At 74.6% G+C, this 15978-nt stretch carries 17 protein-coding genes; 8 read left to right on the top strand and 9 right to left on the bottom strand.

Translation table 11 applies throughout. From position 1 onward, the window contains the following. Positions 1 to 118 precede the first annotated feature (118 nt). Positions 119 to 475 carry a hypothetical protein gene (locus tag LG324_RS16840; protein ID WP_030529552.1) on the top strand — a complete coding sequence of 119 codons (357 nt, stop codon included), beginning with the start codon at positions 119 to 121 and terminating at the stop codon, positions 473 to 475. Between the two features lie 9 nt (positions 476 to 484). Here LG324_RS16840 and LG324_RS16835 read toward each other — a convergent pair whose 3' ends face one another. Continuing rightward, a complete protein-coding gene (locus tag LG324_RS16835; RefSeq protein ID WP_207025224.1) occupies positions 485 to 1120 on the bottom strand; it encodes an O-methyltransferase in 636 nt (211 codons plus the stop codon). A 135-nt stretch (positions 1121 to 1255) separates the two neighbouring features. Here LG324_RS16835 and sigE point away from each other — a divergent pair, with 135 nt between their 5' ends. Genes sigE through LG324_RS16815 form a run of 4 tightly spaced genes read left to right on the top strand, consistent with a single transcriptional unit; the run spans position 1256 to position 4298 of the window. Further along, entirely contained in the window at positions 1256 to 1879 is a 624-nt protein-coding gene (gene sigE, locus LG324_RS16830) for an RNA polymerase sigma factor SigE (RefSeq protein ID WP_051750730.1), read from the top strand. Beyond that, entirely contained in the window at positions 1876 to 2430 is a 555-nt protein-coding gene (locus LG324_RS16825) for an anti-sigma factor family protein (RefSeq protein ID WP_404349781.1), read from the top strand. The genes sigE and LG324_RS16825 overlap by 4 nt, the downstream gene beginning before the upstream one ends. Further along, the gene (locus LG324_RS16820; RefSeq protein WP_404349779.1) at positions 2427 to 3779 is read left to right on the top strand and encodes a trypsin-like peptidase domain-containing protein; all 1353 of its coding nucleotides are present in this window, start codon (positions 2427 to 2429) and stop codon (positions 3777 to 3779) included. Before LG324_RS16825 ends, LG324_RS16820 begins: the two co-directional genes overlap by 4 nt. Before the next feature lie 27 nt (positions 3780 to 3806). After that, complete coding sequence (locus tag LG324_RS16815; RefSeq protein ID WP_404349777.1) at positions 3807 to 4298, top strand: twin-arginine translocase TatA/TatE family subunit; 492 nt, start codon at positions 3807 to 3809, stop codon at positions 4296 to 4298. A gap of 30 nt (positions 4299 to 4328) precedes the next feature. Here the strand turns inward: LG324_RS16815 and LG324_RS16810 are convergent, their stop codons facing one another. The 4 genes from LG324_RS16810 to LG324_RS16795 are packed head-to-tail and all read right to left on the bottom strand — an operon-like array spanning position 4329 to position 7988. Continuing rightward, a complete protein-coding gene (locus tag LG324_RS16810) occupies positions 4329 to 5462 on the bottom strand; it encodes an Mrp/NBP35 family ATP-binding protein (RefSeq protein WP_030529558.1) in 1134 nt (377 codons plus the stop codon). A 10-nt stretch (positions 5463 to 5472) separates the two neighbouring features. Continuing rightward, positions 5473 to 6033: a DUF1003 domain-containing protein gene (locus LG324_RS16805; protein WP_207025228.1), complete on the bottom strand. Its 561-nt coding sequence runs from the start codon at positions 6031 to 6033 to the stop codon at positions 5473 to 5475. Beyond that, a complete protein-coding gene (locus LG324_RS16800) occupies positions 6026 to 7324 on the bottom strand; it encodes a magnesium transporter MgtE N-terminal domain-containing protein (protein ID WP_030529560.1) in 1299 nt (432 codons plus the stop codon). Before LG324_RS16800 ends, LG324_RS16805 begins: the two co-directional genes overlap by 8 nt. Before the next feature lie 10 nt (positions 7325 to 7334). After that, on the bottom strand, positions 7335 to 7988 hold the full coding sequence (locus tag LG324_RS16795; protein ID WP_404349772.1) for a hypothetical protein: 654 nt from the start codon (positions 7986 to 7988) through the stop codon (positions 7335 to 7337). 320 nt (positions 7989 to 8308) lie between these two features. Here LG324_RS16795 and LG324_RS16790 point away from each other — a divergent pair, with 320 nt between their 5' ends. From LG324_RS16790 to LG324_RS16780, 3 genes are all read left to right on the top strand, one after another. Next, positions 8309 to 9751, top strand: a complete 1443-nt coding sequence (locus tag LG324_RS16790) for a DUF222 domain-containing protein (RefSeq protein WP_404349770.1) — start codon at positions 8309 to 8311, stop codon at positions 9749 to 9751. Between the two features lie 303 nt (positions 9752 to 10054). Then, positions 10055 to 11119 (top strand): HpcH/HpaI aldolase/citrate lyase family protein, encoded by a 1065-nt coding sequence (locus LG324_RS16785; RefSeq protein WP_404349767.1) that lies wholly within the window; start codon positions 10055 to 10057, stop codon positions 11117 to 11119. Next, on the top strand, positions 11116 to 11979 hold the full coding sequence (locus tag LG324_RS16780) for an HpcH/HpaI aldolase/citrate lyase family protein (protein ID WP_404349765.1): 864 nt from the start codon (positions 11116 to 11118) through the stop codon (positions 11977 to 11979). Before LG324_RS16785 ends, LG324_RS16780 begins: the two co-directional genes overlap by 4 nt. 21 nt (positions 11980 to 12000) lie before the next feature. On the opposite strand, the gene LG324_RS16775 is transcribed toward LG324_RS16780, so the two are convergent. From LG324_RS16775 to LG324_RS16760, 4 genes are read right to left on the bottom strand one after another with little or no spacing between them, the layout of a single operon-like run. Further along, complete coding sequence (locus LG324_RS16775) at positions 12001 to 13029, bottom strand: saccharopine dehydrogenase (RefSeq protein ID WP_404349762.1); 1029 nt, start codon at positions 13027 to 13029, stop codon at positions 12001 to 12003. Between the two features lie 5 nt (positions 13030 to 13034). Next, entirely contained in the window at positions 13035 to 14075 is a 1041-nt protein-coding gene (locus tag LG324_RS16770) for a Gfo/Idh/MocA family protein (RefSeq protein WP_404349759.1), read from the bottom strand. A gap of 9 nt (positions 14076 to 14084) precedes the next feature. Further along, positions 14085 to 14879 carry an alpha/beta hydrolase gene (locus LG324_RS16765; protein ID WP_404349757.1) on the bottom strand — a complete coding sequence of 265 codons (795 nt, stop codon included), beginning with the start codon at positions 14877 to 14879 and terminating at the stop codon, positions 14085 to 14087. A gap of 33 nt (positions 14880 to 14912) precedes the next feature. Continuing rightward, positions 14913 to 15758 (bottom strand): serine protein kinase RIO, encoded by an 846-nt coding sequence (locus LG324_RS16760; protein ID WP_404353157.1) that lies wholly within the window; start codon positions 15756 to 15758, stop codon positions 14913 to 14915. Positions 15759 to 15978 lie beyond the last annotated feature (220 nt).

The raw sequence follows: 15978 nt of genomic DNA, 5'->3' as shown, positions 1-15978 counted from the left end.
CGGCGAGCGTGCGGGGTACGCGGTGAGACGGTGTGGCGCCGCCGCGCCGCGCCCGCCTACGGTCGAGGGCCACGACACGACGACCCGCCGGGACCCGGCGGCCGAGGAGGACCCACGGATGAACGCCGGCTACGGACTGACGGTGCGCTGGTCGCTCGAGGACGCCCCTGCGGGGGTGGCCGACGAGCTGCGCGAGTACGTCGTCGGCACCTCGATCGCGCGCTTCATGTTCCTCGACGGCCTGGCCTTCAAGGTGTGGCGGATGCGCGAGGGCGAGTGGTTCGAGGGCACCTACGTCTTCGACAGCGAGCAGGAGCGGCAGCACTTCCGCGAGGGGTTCGAGCCGGGGGCGGCCACCGCGCCGGGCAGCGCGATCATCGGGTCGGCGCCGAGCACGATCGAGGAGTGGGAGGTCGTCGCGATCGCCGAGGGCCCGGCCGGCTTCCGCCGGGGCGCGGGGCCCTCGGTCAGCTGACGCCGGTCCTCAGCGGCGGACGGCGACGAGGACGCCGTCGCTGACCGGCAGGAGCGCGGTGACGAGGTCGTCGTGGTCGCGCAGGGTCTTGCCCAGGTCGCGCAACGTCGTCGTCGTGGCGTCCCGCGAGGCGGGGTCGGCGACCTTGTCGTGCCAGAGCATGTTGTCGACGACGAGCACCCCGCCGCTGCGCAGCAGCCGGACCGCGTGCTCGACGTAGGTCGGGTAGGTGTCCTTGTCGGCGTCGACGTGGACCATGTCGTAGCCGCCGTCGGCCATCCGCGGCAGGACCTCGGCGGCGGCGCCGGTGATGACGCGCGTGCGCTGGTGCGGGTAGCCCGCCTCGGCGTACGCCTGGCGCGCGAGCCGCTGGTGCTCGGCCGAGACGTCGATCGTCGTGAGGATGCCGTCGTCGGGCATCCCCGAGAGCAGCCAGAGCCCGGAGGTGCCGGCGCCCGTCCCGACCTCGAGGACGTGCTTGGCCCGCACGCTCGCCGCGAGCAGGCGCAGCACGGCGCCCGCCCCGGTGCCGACGGGGGAGGCGGCGCCGAGCTCGGCGCCCCGGCGGCGGGCCGCCTCGACGACCTCGGGCTCGGGGACGAACTCCTCCGCGTAGGACCAGCTGGCCGGCTTCAGTCCGCTCATGGCGGCAACCCTAGTGCGCCCGGCAGGGGGTGGCGCGCCACCGGTTCCCAGCCGGCGTTCAGCCTTCCCGGGAACAATTCACGGTTCCGGCACGTATCGATGGGTGGCATGAGCAGCGTGGTGAGCGAGGAACCGATGGCGACGACCGCAGACCCGGCCCCGGTGGGCACGGGGACCGCGTGGGTGCCCCCGTCGTGGGAGGAGGTCGTCGAGCAGCACTCGGCGCGCGTCTACCGCCTCGCCTACCGTCTGACCGGCAACGTCCACGACGCCGAGGACCTCACGCAGGACGTCTTCGTCCGCGTCTTCCGCTCGCTGCACACCTACCAGCCCGGCACCTTCGAGGGCTGGCTGCACCGGATCACGACCAACGTCTTCCTCGACAAGATGCGCCGCAAGCAGCGCATCCGCTTCGACGCCCTCTCGGACGAGTCGGCGGCGCGCCTGCCGAGCCGCGACCTCGGCCCCGAGCAGACCTTCGCCGACACCCACCTCGACGACGACGTCCAGCGCGCGCTCGACGCGCTCTCGCCGGACTTCCGCGCCGCGGTCGTCCTCTGCGACATCGAGGGCCTCTCCTACGAGGAGGTCGCCGCGACGCTCGGCATCAAGCTCGGGACGGTGCGCTCGCGCATCCACCGCGGCCGGGCCCAGCTGCGCGAGGCGCTCGCCCACCGGGCCCCCCGCCCGCGCCCCGAGGTCACCGCTCCCACCCGCCGCGGCCCGGTCGTCCGGCGACCCGCCGCCGGAGTCGTATGACGGCCCGCGCGGGCGTGCAGTGCCTCGACGACGAGCTCTCGGAGTACGCCGCCGGCCGTCTCGGCGCGTCCCGCGAGCAGGCCTGGGACCGGCACCTCGTCGCCTGCGAGATGTGCCGTCACGCGGTCGGTCAGGAGCGCCGCCTGCGGGCGGCCCTCGCCGGCGCACCGTCGATGCCCGGTGACCTGCGCGTGACCCTGCTCGCCCTCGCGCGCGACCTCGAGCCGTCGGCCACCTCCGCGCCGGCGGCGGCCGCCGGACCGGACCCCCTCCGGCTGCTCGCCCCGTCCGCCCCGCCCTGCCACCGCAGCGCGCTGCGCGCCACCGTCGTGGCGGCCGCCGCGGCGGGCGTCTCCGCCGCGGCCGCCTGGAGCCTGACGGTCATCGGCAGCCCCGCCGTCGTGCGGCCCGCGGGCTCCCCGGCCGGGCCCGCCTCCGCGACGACGCGGGTCGTCGTCCCGCACGGGACGACGGCGTTCGCGCAGGTCAGCCTCACGACGCGCACCTCCCCGCCCGCGTCGTCGCGCCAGCAGGCACAATCGACGCCATGAGCGAACGGGACCGCGGGTCCGACGACTGGCAGCCGTGGGACCGCGAGCCCCCGAGCGGCCCGGCGACCGAGCCGGTGCCCGCCGCGGAGCCGCAGTGGGCGAGCGCCGCCGGCGCGGAGCCGACCACCGAGCTCCCGGCCGGCCCGCCCCCGCCGCCGCCGTACCAGCCGATCAGCGGCTCGTGGGGCGCCCCGCCCGTGCCGCCCTCCGCCTCGGCGGCCCACCCCGTCTCGCAGCCCGAGCCCCGTCCCGGCCGGCGCGGCCCGGGGTGGGGCGCGCTCGTCGGCGTGGCCCTCGCGACCGCCCTCGTGGCCGGCACGACCGGTGGCATCGTCGGTGGTGCGCTGGCCGACCGCGGCTCGGGCTCGACGGGCACGTCCGTCGCCGCCCCGCAGCCCGGGGCCGGTGCGACGAGCCGGCCGCGCGGCTCGGTGGCCAACATCGCCGCCACGGCGCTGCCGAGCGTCGTGACGCTGCGTGTCGAGGGGGCGGACGGTGGCGCCACCGGCTCCGGCTGGGTCTACGACGACCAGGGGCACGTGGTGACGAACAACCACGTCGTCGCCGGCGCCGGCGACTCCACCATCACCGTCGTCCTCTCGAACGGGAAGCAGGTGTCCGGCAAGGTGGTCGGGCGTGACGGGTCCTACGACCTCGCCGTCGTGCGGGTCGAGGGCGCCGACCTCACGCCGCTGCCGGTGGGCAGCTCCGCCGACGTCGTCGTCGGTGACGAGGTCATCGCCGTCGGCGCGCCGCTCGGCCTCGACTCGACCGTGACGAGCGGCATCGTCAGTGCGCTCGACCGTCCCGTCACGCCGGGGCAGCAGGACGACCAGTCGTTCATCAACGCGATCCAGACCGACGCCGCGATCAACCCCGGCAACTCGGGCGGCCCGCTGCTCGACATGCAGGGCCGGGTCATCGGCGTCAACTCCGCCATCGCCCGGGTGCCGGGCACCTCGCTCGGCGGCCAGAGCGGCAACATCGGCGTCGGCTTCGCCATCCCCAGCGACCAGGTCGCGACGACCGTCGACCAGCTCATCAGGACCGGCAGGGCCGAGCACCCCATCATCGGCGTGTACCTCGACAGCTCCTACGACGGCGAGGGCGTGCGCGTCGCCGACGACGGGCCCGACGGCGACCCGGCGGTCAACCCGGGCGGACCGGCGGACGAGGCGGGCATCGAGGCCGGCGACGTCATCACCGCCTTCGAGGGCCGGCCGGTGACGGACGACGGCGAGCTCGTCGTCAAGATCCGCGCGCGCAAGGTCGGGGAGTCCGTCAAGCTGACCATCGTGCGCGACGGTCGGGAGCGGGATGTCACCATGGTGCTCCAGGGGTCGGAGTGACCCCCCGCAGCGAAGGGGCGTGACGCGGTGTTCGGCGTCAACGGGTGGGAGATCATCCTGCTCGCACTCATCGCGGTGTTCGTCCTCGGCCCGGACAAGCTGCCGGAGTACGCGGCCAAGCTCGCGCACGGCATCCGCCGGCTGCGGGTGATGGCCGAGGGCGCCAAGGACTCGCTGCGCGACCAGCTCGGCCCGGAGTACGACGACATCGACTGGCGTCAGTACGACCCGCGCCAGTACGACCCCCGACGCATCGTCCGCGAGGCGCTGCTCGACCCGCTCGACGAGGCCGTCGCCCCGGTGCGCGGCGAGATCTCGAGCGTGCGCGACGCCGCCCGGGTGCGTCGTCCGGCGGGTGACGCGGCCGCCGCGTCGACCCCCTCCGACACCGACGCCGACCTCGGCGACGGGTACGTCGAGGACGGCTACGACGACGAGTACGTCACCGTTCAGCCGTGGATGACGCCGACGGCGTTCGACCCCGCGCTGCCGACACCGTTCGACACCGACGCGACCTGACCGGGCCGGCCGCCCGCGTCGGAAGGGTCGTCAGCGGCCGACCGGCGAGAGGCCGAGCGAGCGACCGGCGAGGCCGCGCGAGCGCGTGGCGAGGCCGGAGGCGATGCCCCGCAGCGCGACCGCGGCGGGGGAGTCCGGCTCGCCGAGGACGACCGGGCTGCCCTGGTCGGCGCCGATGCGCAGGCGCGTGTCGAGCGGGATCTGGCCGAGCAGCGGGACCTCGGCGCCGATCGAGCGCGAGAGGGACTCGGCGACCTCACGGCCGCCGCCCGAACCGAAGATCTCCTCGCGGGAGCCGTCGGGCAGCTCGAGCCAGCTCATGTTCTCGATGACGCCGGCGACCCGCTGGTGGGTCTGGAGGGCGATGGAGCCGGCGCGCTCGGCGACCTCGGCGGCCGCCTGCTGCGGCGTCGTGACGACGAGGATCTCGGCGCCCGGGATGAGCTGCGCGACGGAGATCGCGATGTCGCCGGTGCCCGGCGGGAGGTCGAGGAGGAGGACGTCGAGGTCGCCCCAGAAGACGTCGGCGAGGAACTGCTGCAGCGCCCGGTGGAGCATCGGCCCGCGCCAGACGACCGGCTGGTTGCCCGGCACGAACATCCCGATCGAGATGACCTTCACGTCGTGGCTGACCGGCGGCATGATCATGTCGTCGACCTGGGTCGGCTTGTGCTCGACGCCGAGCATCCGGGGGATCGAGAAGCCGTAGATGTCGGCGTCGACGACCCCGACGCGCAGGCCCTGCGCGGCGAGGGCGGCCGCGAGGTTGGCGGTGACCGAGCTCTTGCCGACGCCGCCCTTGCCGGAGGCGACGGCGTAGACGCGGGTCAGCGAGCCGGCCTTGGCGAAGGGGACCTCGCGCTCGGCGGTGCCGCCGCGCAGCTTCGTCTTGAGCTCGGCGCGCTGCTCGTCGCTCATGACGCCGAGGGTGACGCTGACGTCGGTGACGCCGTCGACCGCCGCCAGGGCGTTCGTCGTGTCCCGGGTCAGCGTGTCCTTGAGCGGGCAGGCGGCCACGGTGAGCAGGACGGTGACGGCGACGCGGCCGTCGTCGTCGCACGCGAGGTCGCCGACCATCCCGAGCTCGGTGATCGGGCGCCGGATCTCGGGGTCGATGACCTTCTCGAGGGCGGCGTGGAGGACGTCGGTGCTGACCTGCGGCATACCCCCGAGTCTAGGTCCGCGGCGCGGTCCGGCCGTCGTCGGCCCCGGTCGGGGCGGGGGGCTGTTGCACGACGACGAGGCCGCGCTCCTCCATCTCGTCGAGCAGGTCGCGCAGCTCGCTGCGGACGAAGTCGCGGGTCGCGGTGTCGCGCATGGCGATGCGCAGTGCGGCGACCTCGCGGGTGAGGAACTCGGTGTCGGCGAGGTTGCGCTCGTCGCGCGAGCGGTCCTGCTCCAGGGCGACGCGGTCGCGGTCGGCCTGGCGGTTCTGCGCCAGGAGGATGAGCGGGGCGGCGTACGAGGCCTGCAGCGACAGGATGAGCGTGAGCAGCGTGTAGTTGAGCGAGCGGGGGTCGAACTGGAGCACAGCCGGCAGGAAGGTGTTCCAGGCGAGCCAGACGACGACGAAGACCGTCATCCCGATGAGGAAGTACGCGGTGCCCATGAACCGGGCGAACTTCTCGGACAGGACGCCGAAGGCCTCCCCGGAGAACGCGGCGGGCAGCGTGAAGCGCCGCCGGCCGGCCTCGCGGGGGGTGTCGATGCGGGAGCGGCGCTCGCGCTCAGCCACGGGTCACCTCCTCGTGGGGGACGACGTCGTGGCGCTCCTCGCGCCAGTCGTCGGGAAGGATGTGGTCGAGCACGTCGTCGACGGTGACCGCGCCGAGCAGGTGCCCCTCCTCGTCGACGACCGGCATGCCGACGAGGTCGTACGTGGCGAGCGTCCGGGTCACCTGGCCCAGGCTCGCGGTGGGCGGCAGCGGCTCGACGTCCTTGTCGAGGATGCCGCCGATCGGCTGGTGCGGCGCCTCGCGCAGGAGCCGCTGGATGTGGACGACGCCGAGGAACTTGCCGGTGGGGGTCTCCAGCGGCGGGCGGCAGACGAAGACGGTGCAGGCCAGCGCGGTCGAGAGCTCCTGGCGGCGGACGACGGCGAGGGCCTCGGCGATCGACGCCTCCGGGCCGAGGATGACCGGCTCGGTCGTCATGAGGCCACCGGCGGTGTTCTCGTCGTAGGTGAGGAGGCGGCGCAGGTCCGCGGCCTCGTCGGCGTCCATCTTCTCGAGCAGCTCCTCCTGGCGCTCCGGCGGCAGCTCGGAGAGGAGGTCGGCGGCGTCGTCGGGCTCCATCGCCTCGAGGACGTCGGCGGCGCGGGCGACCTCGAGGCCGACGAGGATCTCGACCTGGTCGTCCTCGGGCAGCTCCTCGATGACGTCGGCGAGGCGCTCGTCGGTGAGGGCGGCGGCGACCTCGGCGCGGCGGCGCGGGCTGAGGTCGTGGATGACCTCGGCGAGGTCGGCGGGCTTGAGGTCCTCGTAGGTCTCGAGCAGCTTGGCCGCGCCCTGCCCCTCGCTCGCGGTGCGCAGGCCGACGACGTCCTCGATCGTCGCGACGAAGGTCTCGCCGCGGCGGCGCCCGAGGCGGCCGAGGCGGGAGGGGCGCGAGGCGTCGAGGCGCACGGCGACGCGCGTGACGTTCCAGCCGCGCTGGCCGAGCTGCTCGATGCCGACGTCCTGGACCGTGGCGGTCGCGATGTCGCCGTCCTCGGTGCGGACCTGGACGGTGCGCTCGAGGAGCTCGGCGACGACGAGGGTCTCGTTCGGGCGCTGCTCGAAGCGGCGCATGTTGACCAGGCCGGTCGTGATGACCTGGCCACCCTCGACGGACGTGACCCGGGTCATCGGGACGAACACGCGGCGGCGGCCCGGCACCTCGACGACGAGGCCGATGGCCCGCGGACGGGACTTCGTGGCGCTGAACGTGACGACGACGTCGCGGACGCGGCCCACCTTGTCGCCGAGCGGGTCGAAGACGTCCAGCTCGGACAGGCGGCCGACGAAGGCCCGGGTCGGCGTGCTCACGTCCGACAGGCTATCCGCCGTCGGAGGGGGGCGTGGACGGCTCGTCCGGGGTGTTGCGCCGGGCGCCGGCCCGGCCGCGCCAGTGCCAGGGGCGCCACCGCGCGGTCGCGGGCGCCGCGGGTCGGACGGGGGCCGCGCCGCTGCTCGTGCCGTGGTGGCCGGGCTGCTCGCCGGGTCGGCCGTGCGGGGTGAGGACGTGGAGGGTGTTGTGCGCCCGCCAGCGCTCGAGGACCTCCTCGGCGCTGCCCGGGGCGTTGAGCCGCTCGGGCCGCAGGACCGCCGCGGCCTGCTCCCACGCGTCGGTGCCCGGCTCGAGGACGCTGGTGGTGGCGTGGATGGTGAGGAGGCGGCCGCCGGTGTCCTTGCTGCGCAGGACGAGCTCGACCTCGCCGGGCAGCCACGGCAGGTGCTGCTCACCGGGGCCGGAGACGACGTAGGCCGCCGGCCCGGTGCCCCGCTCGTCGCCGTCGTCGTGCCACACGTGCCAGACCGGGTACGTCGAACCGTCCGGCAGGCGGACCCACAGCAGCCCCGACTTGGACGCGGCCTCGTTGAGCAGCTTCGTCACGTCGACCCGTGGGGGAGCGGGCGCGGCGGGCGTGACGTCGGCGGCGGCGCTGGCGTTGGCGGCGGCGCTGGCGTCGGTGGTCGCCTCGTCGGACATGTCCAGCACTCTCCCACAGCACCCGCTCGTCCCGGCTGCTTCGCATTGCGACGCACTCGGGACGAGCGGTCGTGGTGCGTCCCGCCGGTGCCGTCTCGCCCTGCCGGTGCGACCTCGCCCGGCCGGTGCCTCATGGCACCCCGGCACGGCGAGACCCGGGCGGCACGGCGTGACCACGACGGCGGGGCTGCGAGGGGGTCGGGCAGGAGGGGAGCCGGAGGGGGTTCTGCTTCTCTCGCGACGACGAATTTTGTTCTGCTGAGGGCGAACCGAGCCTCGTGGGCCCTTGTCCGTCGAACACGTGTTCGCTACACTGAGGCATGGACACCGAGACCCTCTCCCGCCGCATCGCGGGCTTGCGCGAGGAGTGCGCGCGGCTGGGGGCCGAGCTGGTCGAGGGTGGTCACGTCCTGTCGTCGGAGGAGGCGTTCGCTCTCGCCGGGGAGCTGCAGGGTGTCGTGAACGCGGCCGAGGGGGCCACGGCGGTGGCGGGGGCGTGGGGCGCCAGGGTGGAGACGACGGTGCGCTCGGGCTCGTGGGAGCGGGTGCACCCGGTGGGGTTCGTCGACGCGATGGCCTCGACGCGGATGTCGCTTGCGACGGGGCTGACCGAGGGGGTGGCGGGCCGGAAGGCGGCGTTGGGTGCGGCGCTGGGTGAACGGTTCCCGCGGGTGCGCGAGCTGCTCGTCGCGGGCGAGGTGGCCGTGGTGAACGTGCAGAAGGTGGTCGACGCGTGCGCCGGGCTGGACGCCGAGGCCTGCGGGCAGGTGGACGAGGCGCTGGCGCCCCGGTTGGCGGGGATGGACCCGGCGCGGGTCGCGGGTGAGGCGCGGCGGGTCGCGACGCGGGTGGCGGCCGACCAGGTCGCGGCGCACGTGGCGCTGCGGAAGCGGGGCCGGTGCGTGGAGGTCCGGCCCGGGGAGGACGGCCTGACGGACTGGTTCGCGTCCCTGCCGACAGCGACGTCCTCGGCGATGTGGGCGGCGGTGGAGGAGCTGGCCGGGGACTACCGGCAGAGCGACGGCGCGCTGTCGGTGCCGGAGTCGCGGGCGGACGCGCTGGCCGATCTCGTCCTGCGCAACGTGCGCGTCTCGGCGCAGGTCACCCTCGGGGTGCCTGTTGTCACGGACCGGCCCGCGCCGGAGCAGGCGTCGGGGACGAGGTTCCGGGTGGAGTGGGACGACGACGAGACGCTCATCGATGCCACGACGGGTGAGGTCGTCCGGTACGGCGACCTCGACCCGGACTCGCGCGAGGAGCTGTCGTGGTTGGAGGAGCCGGCCGAGCTCGACGGCGACCTCACCCACCCCCAGGCCGTCGTGTCGCCCGGGTACGCGGTGTCCGGGACCCTGCTGCCTGGCCTGGGCTGGGTCGACCCCGCCACCCTCGCCAACCTCCTCAAGGTCCTGCCGTTCGAGGTCGCCCGGGCCGTCCTCGACGCGGAGACCGGCACCCTGGCCTCACTCACCACCGGCGCGTACAAACCCTCGAAGGCGATCAGCGAGTTCGTGAAGACCCGGGACGGGACGTGTCGGATGTGGGGCTGCACCAGACCCGCCGTGCACTGCGACCTCGACCACGTCCGTCCCTGGCCCACCGGCCAGACCACCCCGACCGAGTTGAAGGACCTCTGCCGGCGCCACCACCGCTTCAAGCAACAAGGACGCTGGCGACCCCGCCTCGACCCTGACGGCACCGTCACCTGGCACGGCCCCGACGGCGCCACCCGCACCACCGAACCCGCCCACCGCACCACCGGCTGACCGCCGCCTCGGACTGCCGACGCCCACCCTGTCGCCCCACGGTGCGGCGTACAGAAATCGACGCTTGCGTCACTTCCTGTCCGGCTCGATGTCGGCACGAGCGGCGTCGCTGGGTGCGCCTGCCGGGTCGCCCTGTCCTCGTCCTGCCGCCCCGATCTCGTCCTGCCGGCCCCGTGTGGCACCCGGCGGGGCGAGGAGTCCCGCCGCGGCGTGGGTCACACCGTGACGTGGCTCATGCGGAGGGGGCCCGGCCCGCTGCTAGCGTCCGACGCGACCGTGCACCCCGCCTCGGAAGGCTCGACGATGCGCAGCGCCAAGGACTTCTTCGCCCCCCTCGCCGTGGGGGCGCCGATGCCGCTCCGGGAGGTGCCCGCCCGGCCCAGCCGGATGATCCACTTCTTCGACCCGAGCAACCCGAAGATGGCCGCGAAGGTGCCCGACATGGTCGGCACCGTCGACGTGCTCCTCGGCAACCTCGAGGACGCGGTCAAGGCCGAGAACAAGGAGGCCGCCCGCCAGGGGCTCGTCGACATCGCGCGGGCCACCGACTTCGGGGAGCACACCCAGCTCTGGACGCGCGTCAACGCCCTCGACAGCCCATGGGCGCTCGACGACCTGATCACGCTCGTCACCGAGATCGGCGACCGGCTCGACGTCGTCATGGTCCCCAAGGTCCAGGGCCCCGAGGACATCCACTACGTCGACCGGCTCCTCGCGCAGCTCGAGGCGAAGGCCGGCGTCACGCGCCCGATCCTCGTCCACGCCATCCTCGAGACGGCCCGCGGCATGGCGAATGTCGAGGCCATCGCCGGCGCGAGCCCGCGGATGCAGGGCATCAGCCTCGGCCCGGCCGACCTCGCCGCCGACCGCCGGATGAAGACGACGCGGGTCGGCGGCGGCCACCCCGGCTACCTCGTGCGCCAGGACCCGGTGGACGGCGACGTCGAGGGCGCCCGGTCGGTCTTCCAGCAGGACCTGTGGCACTACACGATCGCGCGGATGGTCGACGCCTGCGCGATGCACGGGATCTTCCCGTACTACGGCCCGTTCGGGGACATCAAGGACGTCGTCGCCTGCGAGGACCAGTTCCGCAACGCCTTCCTCCTCGGCTGCGTCGGCACGTGGAGCCTGCACCCGGTGCAGATCGCCATCGCCAAGAAGGTCTTCAGCCCGTCGGCCGACGACGTCGCGCACGCGCGCCGGGTGCGGGCCGCGATGGGTGACGGCACGGGCGCGGTGATGCTCGACGGGAAGATGGAGGACGACGCGAGCCTCAAGCAGTGCCTCGTCATCCTCGAGCTCGCGGACCGCCTGTCCGCCAACGACCCCGAGCTCGCCGAGCTCTACGCCGAGGGGAGCGACGCATGAGCGAGGCCTACCGCCCGCGCCGCTCCGTGCTCTACATGCCGAGCAGCAACGAGCGCGCGCTCGAGAAGGCGAAGACGCTGCCGGTCGACGGGCTGATCCTCGACCTCGAGGACGCCGTCGGCCCGGACGACAAGCCGCACGCCCGCGAGAACGCCTGCGCGGCAGCGGCGTCCGGCGACTACGGACACCGTGAGGTGACCATCCGCGTCAACGGCCTCGGCACCGAGTGGCACGACGCCGACCTCGAGGCTGCTTGTGCCGCAGGCCCGGACGGCATCGTCGTGCCGAAGGTCGGCTCCGCACAGGAGGTCCGCGGCCTCGTCGCCGCGATGGAGCGCCACGGCGCCCCGGACCGCACGCGCCTCTGGGCGATGGTCGAGACCCCCGGCGCCGTCCTCGCCGCCCGCGAGATCGCCTCTGCGTCGGACCGGCTCGCCGTCCTCGTGCTCGGCACCAACGACCTCGTCAAGGAGCTGCAGGCGCGGTTCGTCCCCGGACGAGCGCCCCTGCTCACCGCGCTCTCGACGGTCCTCCTGGCGGCCCGCGCCGCGGGTGTGGCCGTCCTCGACGGTGTGTACAACGACGTCAAGGACACCGAGGGCCTCGAGGCCGAGTGCCGGCAGGGCCGCGACCTGGGGTTCGACGGCAAGACGCTCATCCACCCCGGGCAGGTCGACCCGTGCAACGCCGTGTTCGCCCCGAGCGCCGAGGAGGTCGAGGACGCCCACGGGCTGCTCGACGCCTGGGAGGCCGGCGCCGGCCGCGGCGTCGTCACGTACCGCGGCCGGATGGTCGAGAACCTCCACGTCGAGGTCGCCCGGCGCGTCCTCGCGGTCGACGAGGTCGTCCGCTCGCGCTGACGCCGAGCGGCCACCCCGGCCTCAGGCGGTGCGGACCGTCTGGGCGTCGCGGTAGGCGGCCGCCGCCGCGGCCCACGGCCCGCGGCGCCCGGCGAGCGACGGGACGAGCGGGACGAGGTCGGCCGAGAAGGCCACGCTGGCCTCACGCGGCAGGAGCGAGGGCAGGTTGTCGACGGCGATGACGTCGAGCGCCGGGGTGTCGGCGACCCGGCGCGCCGGCTCCTCCCAGGACGTGATCGAGGTGTTGACCGGGACGAGGTTGTGCTCGGAGGTGACGTCGCACGTGACGTCGGCGACGACGCGCAGCGCGCGGTCGGCGTCGAGGTCCTCGGGGCGGACGAACGCCTCCTGCGGCGTCGTCGAGAGCACGCAGTTGACGAGCAGCTCGTGCTCGAGGATCGCCTGGTGGTCGAGCTCGCGGGTGTCCTCGCGGTCCCAGCCGTCGAGGACGGTGCCGGCGGCCACGAGCGCGTCGAGGGCACCGATGCCGCTGCGGCCCTGGGCGCCGATGACGAGCGCCGACATCCCGTCGGCGCCGGCCGAGCGCACGAGGGCGTCGAGCTCGGCCTTCTCCATCGGGTGCAGCGGCTCGAGCCGGCCCCGGGTCGCGAGGACGCCGAGCGAGGCGCCGACGTAGCCCGCCCAGTAGCCGAAGGCGAGGACGCGCCTGCCGTCGACGGTCAGGTACTCGAGGTCGAGCAGCGTGCCCCCGCCGGCGGTGAAGCGGCGCAGCAGCGCGCCGGCCCCCTCCTGACCCTTGTAGGCGTGCCCGAAGAAGATGTGGGTGTGCCGCAGCTCGGTCGGGGCGTCCGGGAGCTCCTTGATGCCGAGCACGTACGCGTCGTCGGGGGCGTCGACCCACGACCCGGCCGGCGCGACCTCGCAGCCACCGGTGCGGTAGGCCTCGATGCCGAAGACGCGCTGCGGCGACTCCTCGACGGTGACCCGGACGCCGTCCGCGACGAGGCGCGCCGCGTCGTGGGGGACGAGCGGGGCGCGGCGCTCGGTGGAGCGGGTCTCGTGGCGCAGCCACAGGTGCGGGGACGACATGGGGCTCATTCTCCCGGGTAGACGACGCCGAGCTGGTGGCGGACCTCGTCCATGACCCCCATGGCCCTCCGGGTGGCCTCCCACGGCACCGACCAGGTCTCGCGGCGTCCTGCGGCCACGGCGCGCGCGACCTCGGCCGCCTCGTAGCGGAACCCGTGGTCGGGGTGCTCGGGCTCGAAGGTGTCGACGAGGGTCCCCTCGGGGTCGAGCAGCCGCACGGTGCTGGCCGCGCCGTAGAAGTGGCCGGGGCCGGTGAGCTCCAGGCGCCCGGTCGCGCCCGCCACGAGGGCGGCGCACGGCGTCGCCGCGGCCATGGTCGAGGTCATCCGGGCGAGCGTCGACCCCTTGACCGAGCTGATGCCGACGGTGACGTCGACCCCCTCGGGGCTCAGCGTCCCCCGGGCCGCGACGGTGCCGAGCTCGCCGAGGACGTGGTCGGCGAAGTGGACCGGGTAGACGCCGAGGTCGAGGAGCGACCCGCCGGCGAGCTCGGGGTCCCAGAGCCGACGCGGACCGTCCGGCCAGAGGTGCTGGCCGTGGTCGGCCTGGACGAGCACGACCTCGCCGAGCGTGCCGGCCTCGATGGTGCGGCGGACGACGTCGTACTGGGGCAGGTAGCGGCTCCACATCGCCTCCGCGGCGAGCAGTCCGCCCGACTCCGCGGCGGCGAGCACCTCGTCGGTCTCCTCGCGGTTGCGGGTGAAGGCCTTCTCGACGAGGACGTGCTTGCCGGCGCGCAGGGCCAGGAGGGCGTGGGCGTGGTGCTCGCTGTGCGGGCTCGCGACGTAGACCGCCTCGACGGCCGGGTCGGCCACGAGCTCCTCGTACGAGCCGTACGCGCTCGCGACGTCGTGCCGCTCCGCGAACTCCTGCGCCCGCTCGGCCGACCGGGACCCGACGGCCACGACGCACGAGCGGGTGCCCTCGCGGACGGCGTCGGCGAAGACGTGGGCGATGCCACCCGGGCCGATGACGCCCCAGCGCAGCGGGGGCGCCTCGAGCGGGTCGCGGGTCGTCGGCGGGGCGAGGGAGAGCGGCGACGGCATGGGTGAACCCTAGGCGCTCGCACCCCCGTCGAGCACCGAGCGGATCCAGCGCAGCTGCGGACCGCCGTGGTCGCGCCAGTAGTCACCGGTGTGCCCGCCGTCGTCGATGGTCACGCGCGCCGACGGGAGGACCTGCCCGAAGGCCCGGTTCGCCGCGGCGAAGGGGTCCTCGCGCCCGCAGGCCATGCGCACGGGGATGCGCCCGAGGACCCGGCGGCGGGACGCGGCGAAGACGTCGTGCTGCTCGAAGTCCTCGCGGTCGTCGAAGGCGCCGGGGGCCGACGCGCCCGGCGAGGTCCACAGCGCCGCGCTCATCGGCGCGACGGCCGCGACGCGCCCCGGCCCGAGCTCGCCGGCGAGGAGCAGCGAGCCGTAGCCGCCCATCGACCAGCCGAGGAACGCGACCCGGTCGGTCGCGCCGTACTCCTCGGCGACGAGGGGGAGGAAGTCGTCGGTGACCATCGCGCCGGAGTCCGTGCCGTCGTCGCGCCGGTGCCAGTACCCGTTGCCGCCGTCCACCGCGGCGACCGCCAGCCCCGTGGCGGCGACGTGGTCGTCGAGGTGGAGGAGGTCGAGGGCCTGCTCGCCGTGCCCGCCCTTGCCGTGGAGGACGACGACGGGGGCGCGCAGCACCGACCGGTCGTGCGGCATCGCGAGGACCCACGGGAGGTCGCGCCCCGGCACGTGGCGCGAGCGCAGGGTGCCGCGGCGGACCTCGACGCCACCGGCCGAGCAACCCGCCAGCGCCAGCGCCGCGGCCGACACGGCCCCGGCCACGACCTGGCGGCGGGGCGGGCTGGGCACAACGTCAGGCTAGGGCGGGGGCAGTGGGAGGTGTCAGAACCGCGCCGTCGCCTCCGCGACGAGGTCGCCGACGAGCTCGCCCGCGTCGACCTCGAGCCCGCGCCGGGCGAACCACGTGACCATCGTCAGCGCGTCGCGCTCGAGGAACTCGAAGCCCTGCGGGTTGCCGATGACGTCGACGACCTGCGGCCAGTCGATGAGCACGAGGCGCTCGTCGTGGACGAGGACGTTGTACGGGCTGAGGTCGCCGTGCGTCCAGCCGTGGTGGGCGAGCGTGAGCATCACCGACCGCAGCTGCTCGTAGAGGTCGCGCAGCAGCGCGGGCTCGGGGCGCGTCTGGACCAGGCGCGGCGCCGCGACCGGCGTCGGGCCGTCGGTGCTGCCGACGAACTCCATGAGCATCTCGGACTCGTCGAGCTGGACGGGGTAGGGGACCGGCAGGCCGAGCTCCCAGAGGGAGCCGAGCGCGGCGAACTCGGCGGCCGCCCACTGCCCGGCGATCACCTGCTTGCCGAAGTCGGTGCGCCGGGCCATCGCGCGCGCCTCGCGGCTCTTGCGGACCCGGCGTCCCTCGAGGTAGCCGGCGTCGCGGTGGAAGAGGCGGTGGTCGCCGCTGCGGTAGCGCTTGGCGGCCATCGTCGAGACGGTGCCGGAGCCCGGGACCCAGCGGCGCACGACGTGGACGTCGGCCTCCTTGCCGGTCTTGAGGACGCCGAGGTCGGCGTCGACGGCGCCGAGCGCGGTGACGACCCAGCCCGGGCGGGGCTTCGGCCCGTGGGTCGCGCCGTCCCAGGAGGACCAGCGCTCGCCCTCGGGCGGGGCGTCAGGGGAGGTGTCGGTGGAGAAGGCTGCCTGCTTCTGCGGCAGGTGGAACGGCATGTGTGCCAACGGAGTGCTCCTGTGCGAGGAAGGGGATCGGGGCCGGGGTGCGGCCCGGGACAGTCGTGGACATGTCGGCCTCCTTCGTCGTGCGGGAGCACGCGGGGTGCGCGCTCGGACCCCAGCGTGGGGCAGCCGTCCCCGACGGCGCCACTCCTTTTCCCGGCGGCCGGGGCGTGGGCGGCGTCACACGGTGGGGGGACTCACAGTCGACGGGCGT

The sequence above is a fragment of the Phycicoccus jejuensis genome (assembly GCF_044797865.1).
In the GTDB taxonomy this organism is placed as follows: domain Bacteria; phylum Actinomycetota; class Actinomycetes; order Actinomycetales; family Dermatophilaceae; genus Phycicoccus; species Phycicoccus jejuensis.
The sequence above is the reverse complement of the archived record's forward strand: the minus strand, read 5'-3'. Positions and strand labels throughout refer to the sequence as shown.

Bases quoted from the DNA above. Each gene is read 5' to 3' on its own strand.
- LG324_RS16840 (WP_030529552.1), top strand. From the start codon at position 119: ATGAACGCCGGCTACGGACTGACGGTGCGCTGGTCGCTCGAGGACGCC.
- LG324_RS16835 (WP_207025224.1), bottom strand. From the start codon at position 1,120: ATGAGCGGACTGAAGCCGGCCAGCTGGTCCTACGCGGAGGAGTTCGTC.
- sigE (WP_051750730.1), top strand. From the start codon at position 1,256: ATGGCGACGACCGCAGACCCGGCCCCGGTGGGCACGGGGACCGCGTGG.
- LG324_RS16825 (WP_404349781.1), top strand. From the start codon at position 1,876: ATGACGGCCCGCGCGGGCGTGCAGTGCCTCGACGACGAGCTCTCGGAG.
- LG324_RS16820 (WP_404349779.1), top strand. From the start codon at position 2,427: ATGAGCGAACGGGACCGCGGGTCCGACGACTGGCAGCCGTGGGACCGC.
- LG324_RS16810 (WP_030529558.1), bottom strand. From the start codon at position 5,462: ATGCCGCAGGTCAGCACCGACGTCCTCCACGCCGCCCTCGAGAAGGTC.
- LG324_RS16795 (WP_404349772.1), bottom strand. From the start codon at position 7,988: ATGTCCGACGAGGCGACCACCGACGCCAGCGCCGCCGCCAACGCCAGC.
- LG324_RS16790 (WP_404349770.1), top strand. From the start codon at position 8,309: ATGGACACCGAGACCCTCTCCCGCCGCATCGCGGGCTTGCGCGAGGAG.
- LG324_RS16785 (WP_404349767.1), top strand. From the start codon at position 10,055: ATGCGCAGCGCCAAGGACTTCTTCGCCCCCCTCGCCGTGGGGGCGCCG.
- LG324_RS16780 (WP_404349765.1), top strand. From the start codon at position 11,116: ATGAGCGAGGCCTACCGCCCGCGCCGCTCCGTGCTCTACATGCCGAGC.
- LG324_RS16775 (WP_404349762.1), bottom strand. From the start codon at position 13,029: ATGTCGTCCCCGCACCTGTGGCTGCGCCACGAGACCCGCTCCACCGAG.
- LG324_RS16770 (WP_404349759.1), bottom strand. From the start codon at position 14,075: ATGCCGTCGCCGCTCTCCCTCGCCCCGCCGACGACCCGCGACCCGCTC.
- LG324_RS16760 (WP_404353157.1), bottom strand. From the start codon at position 15,758: ATGCCGTTCCACCTGCCGCAGAAGCAGGCAGCCTTCTCCACCGACACC.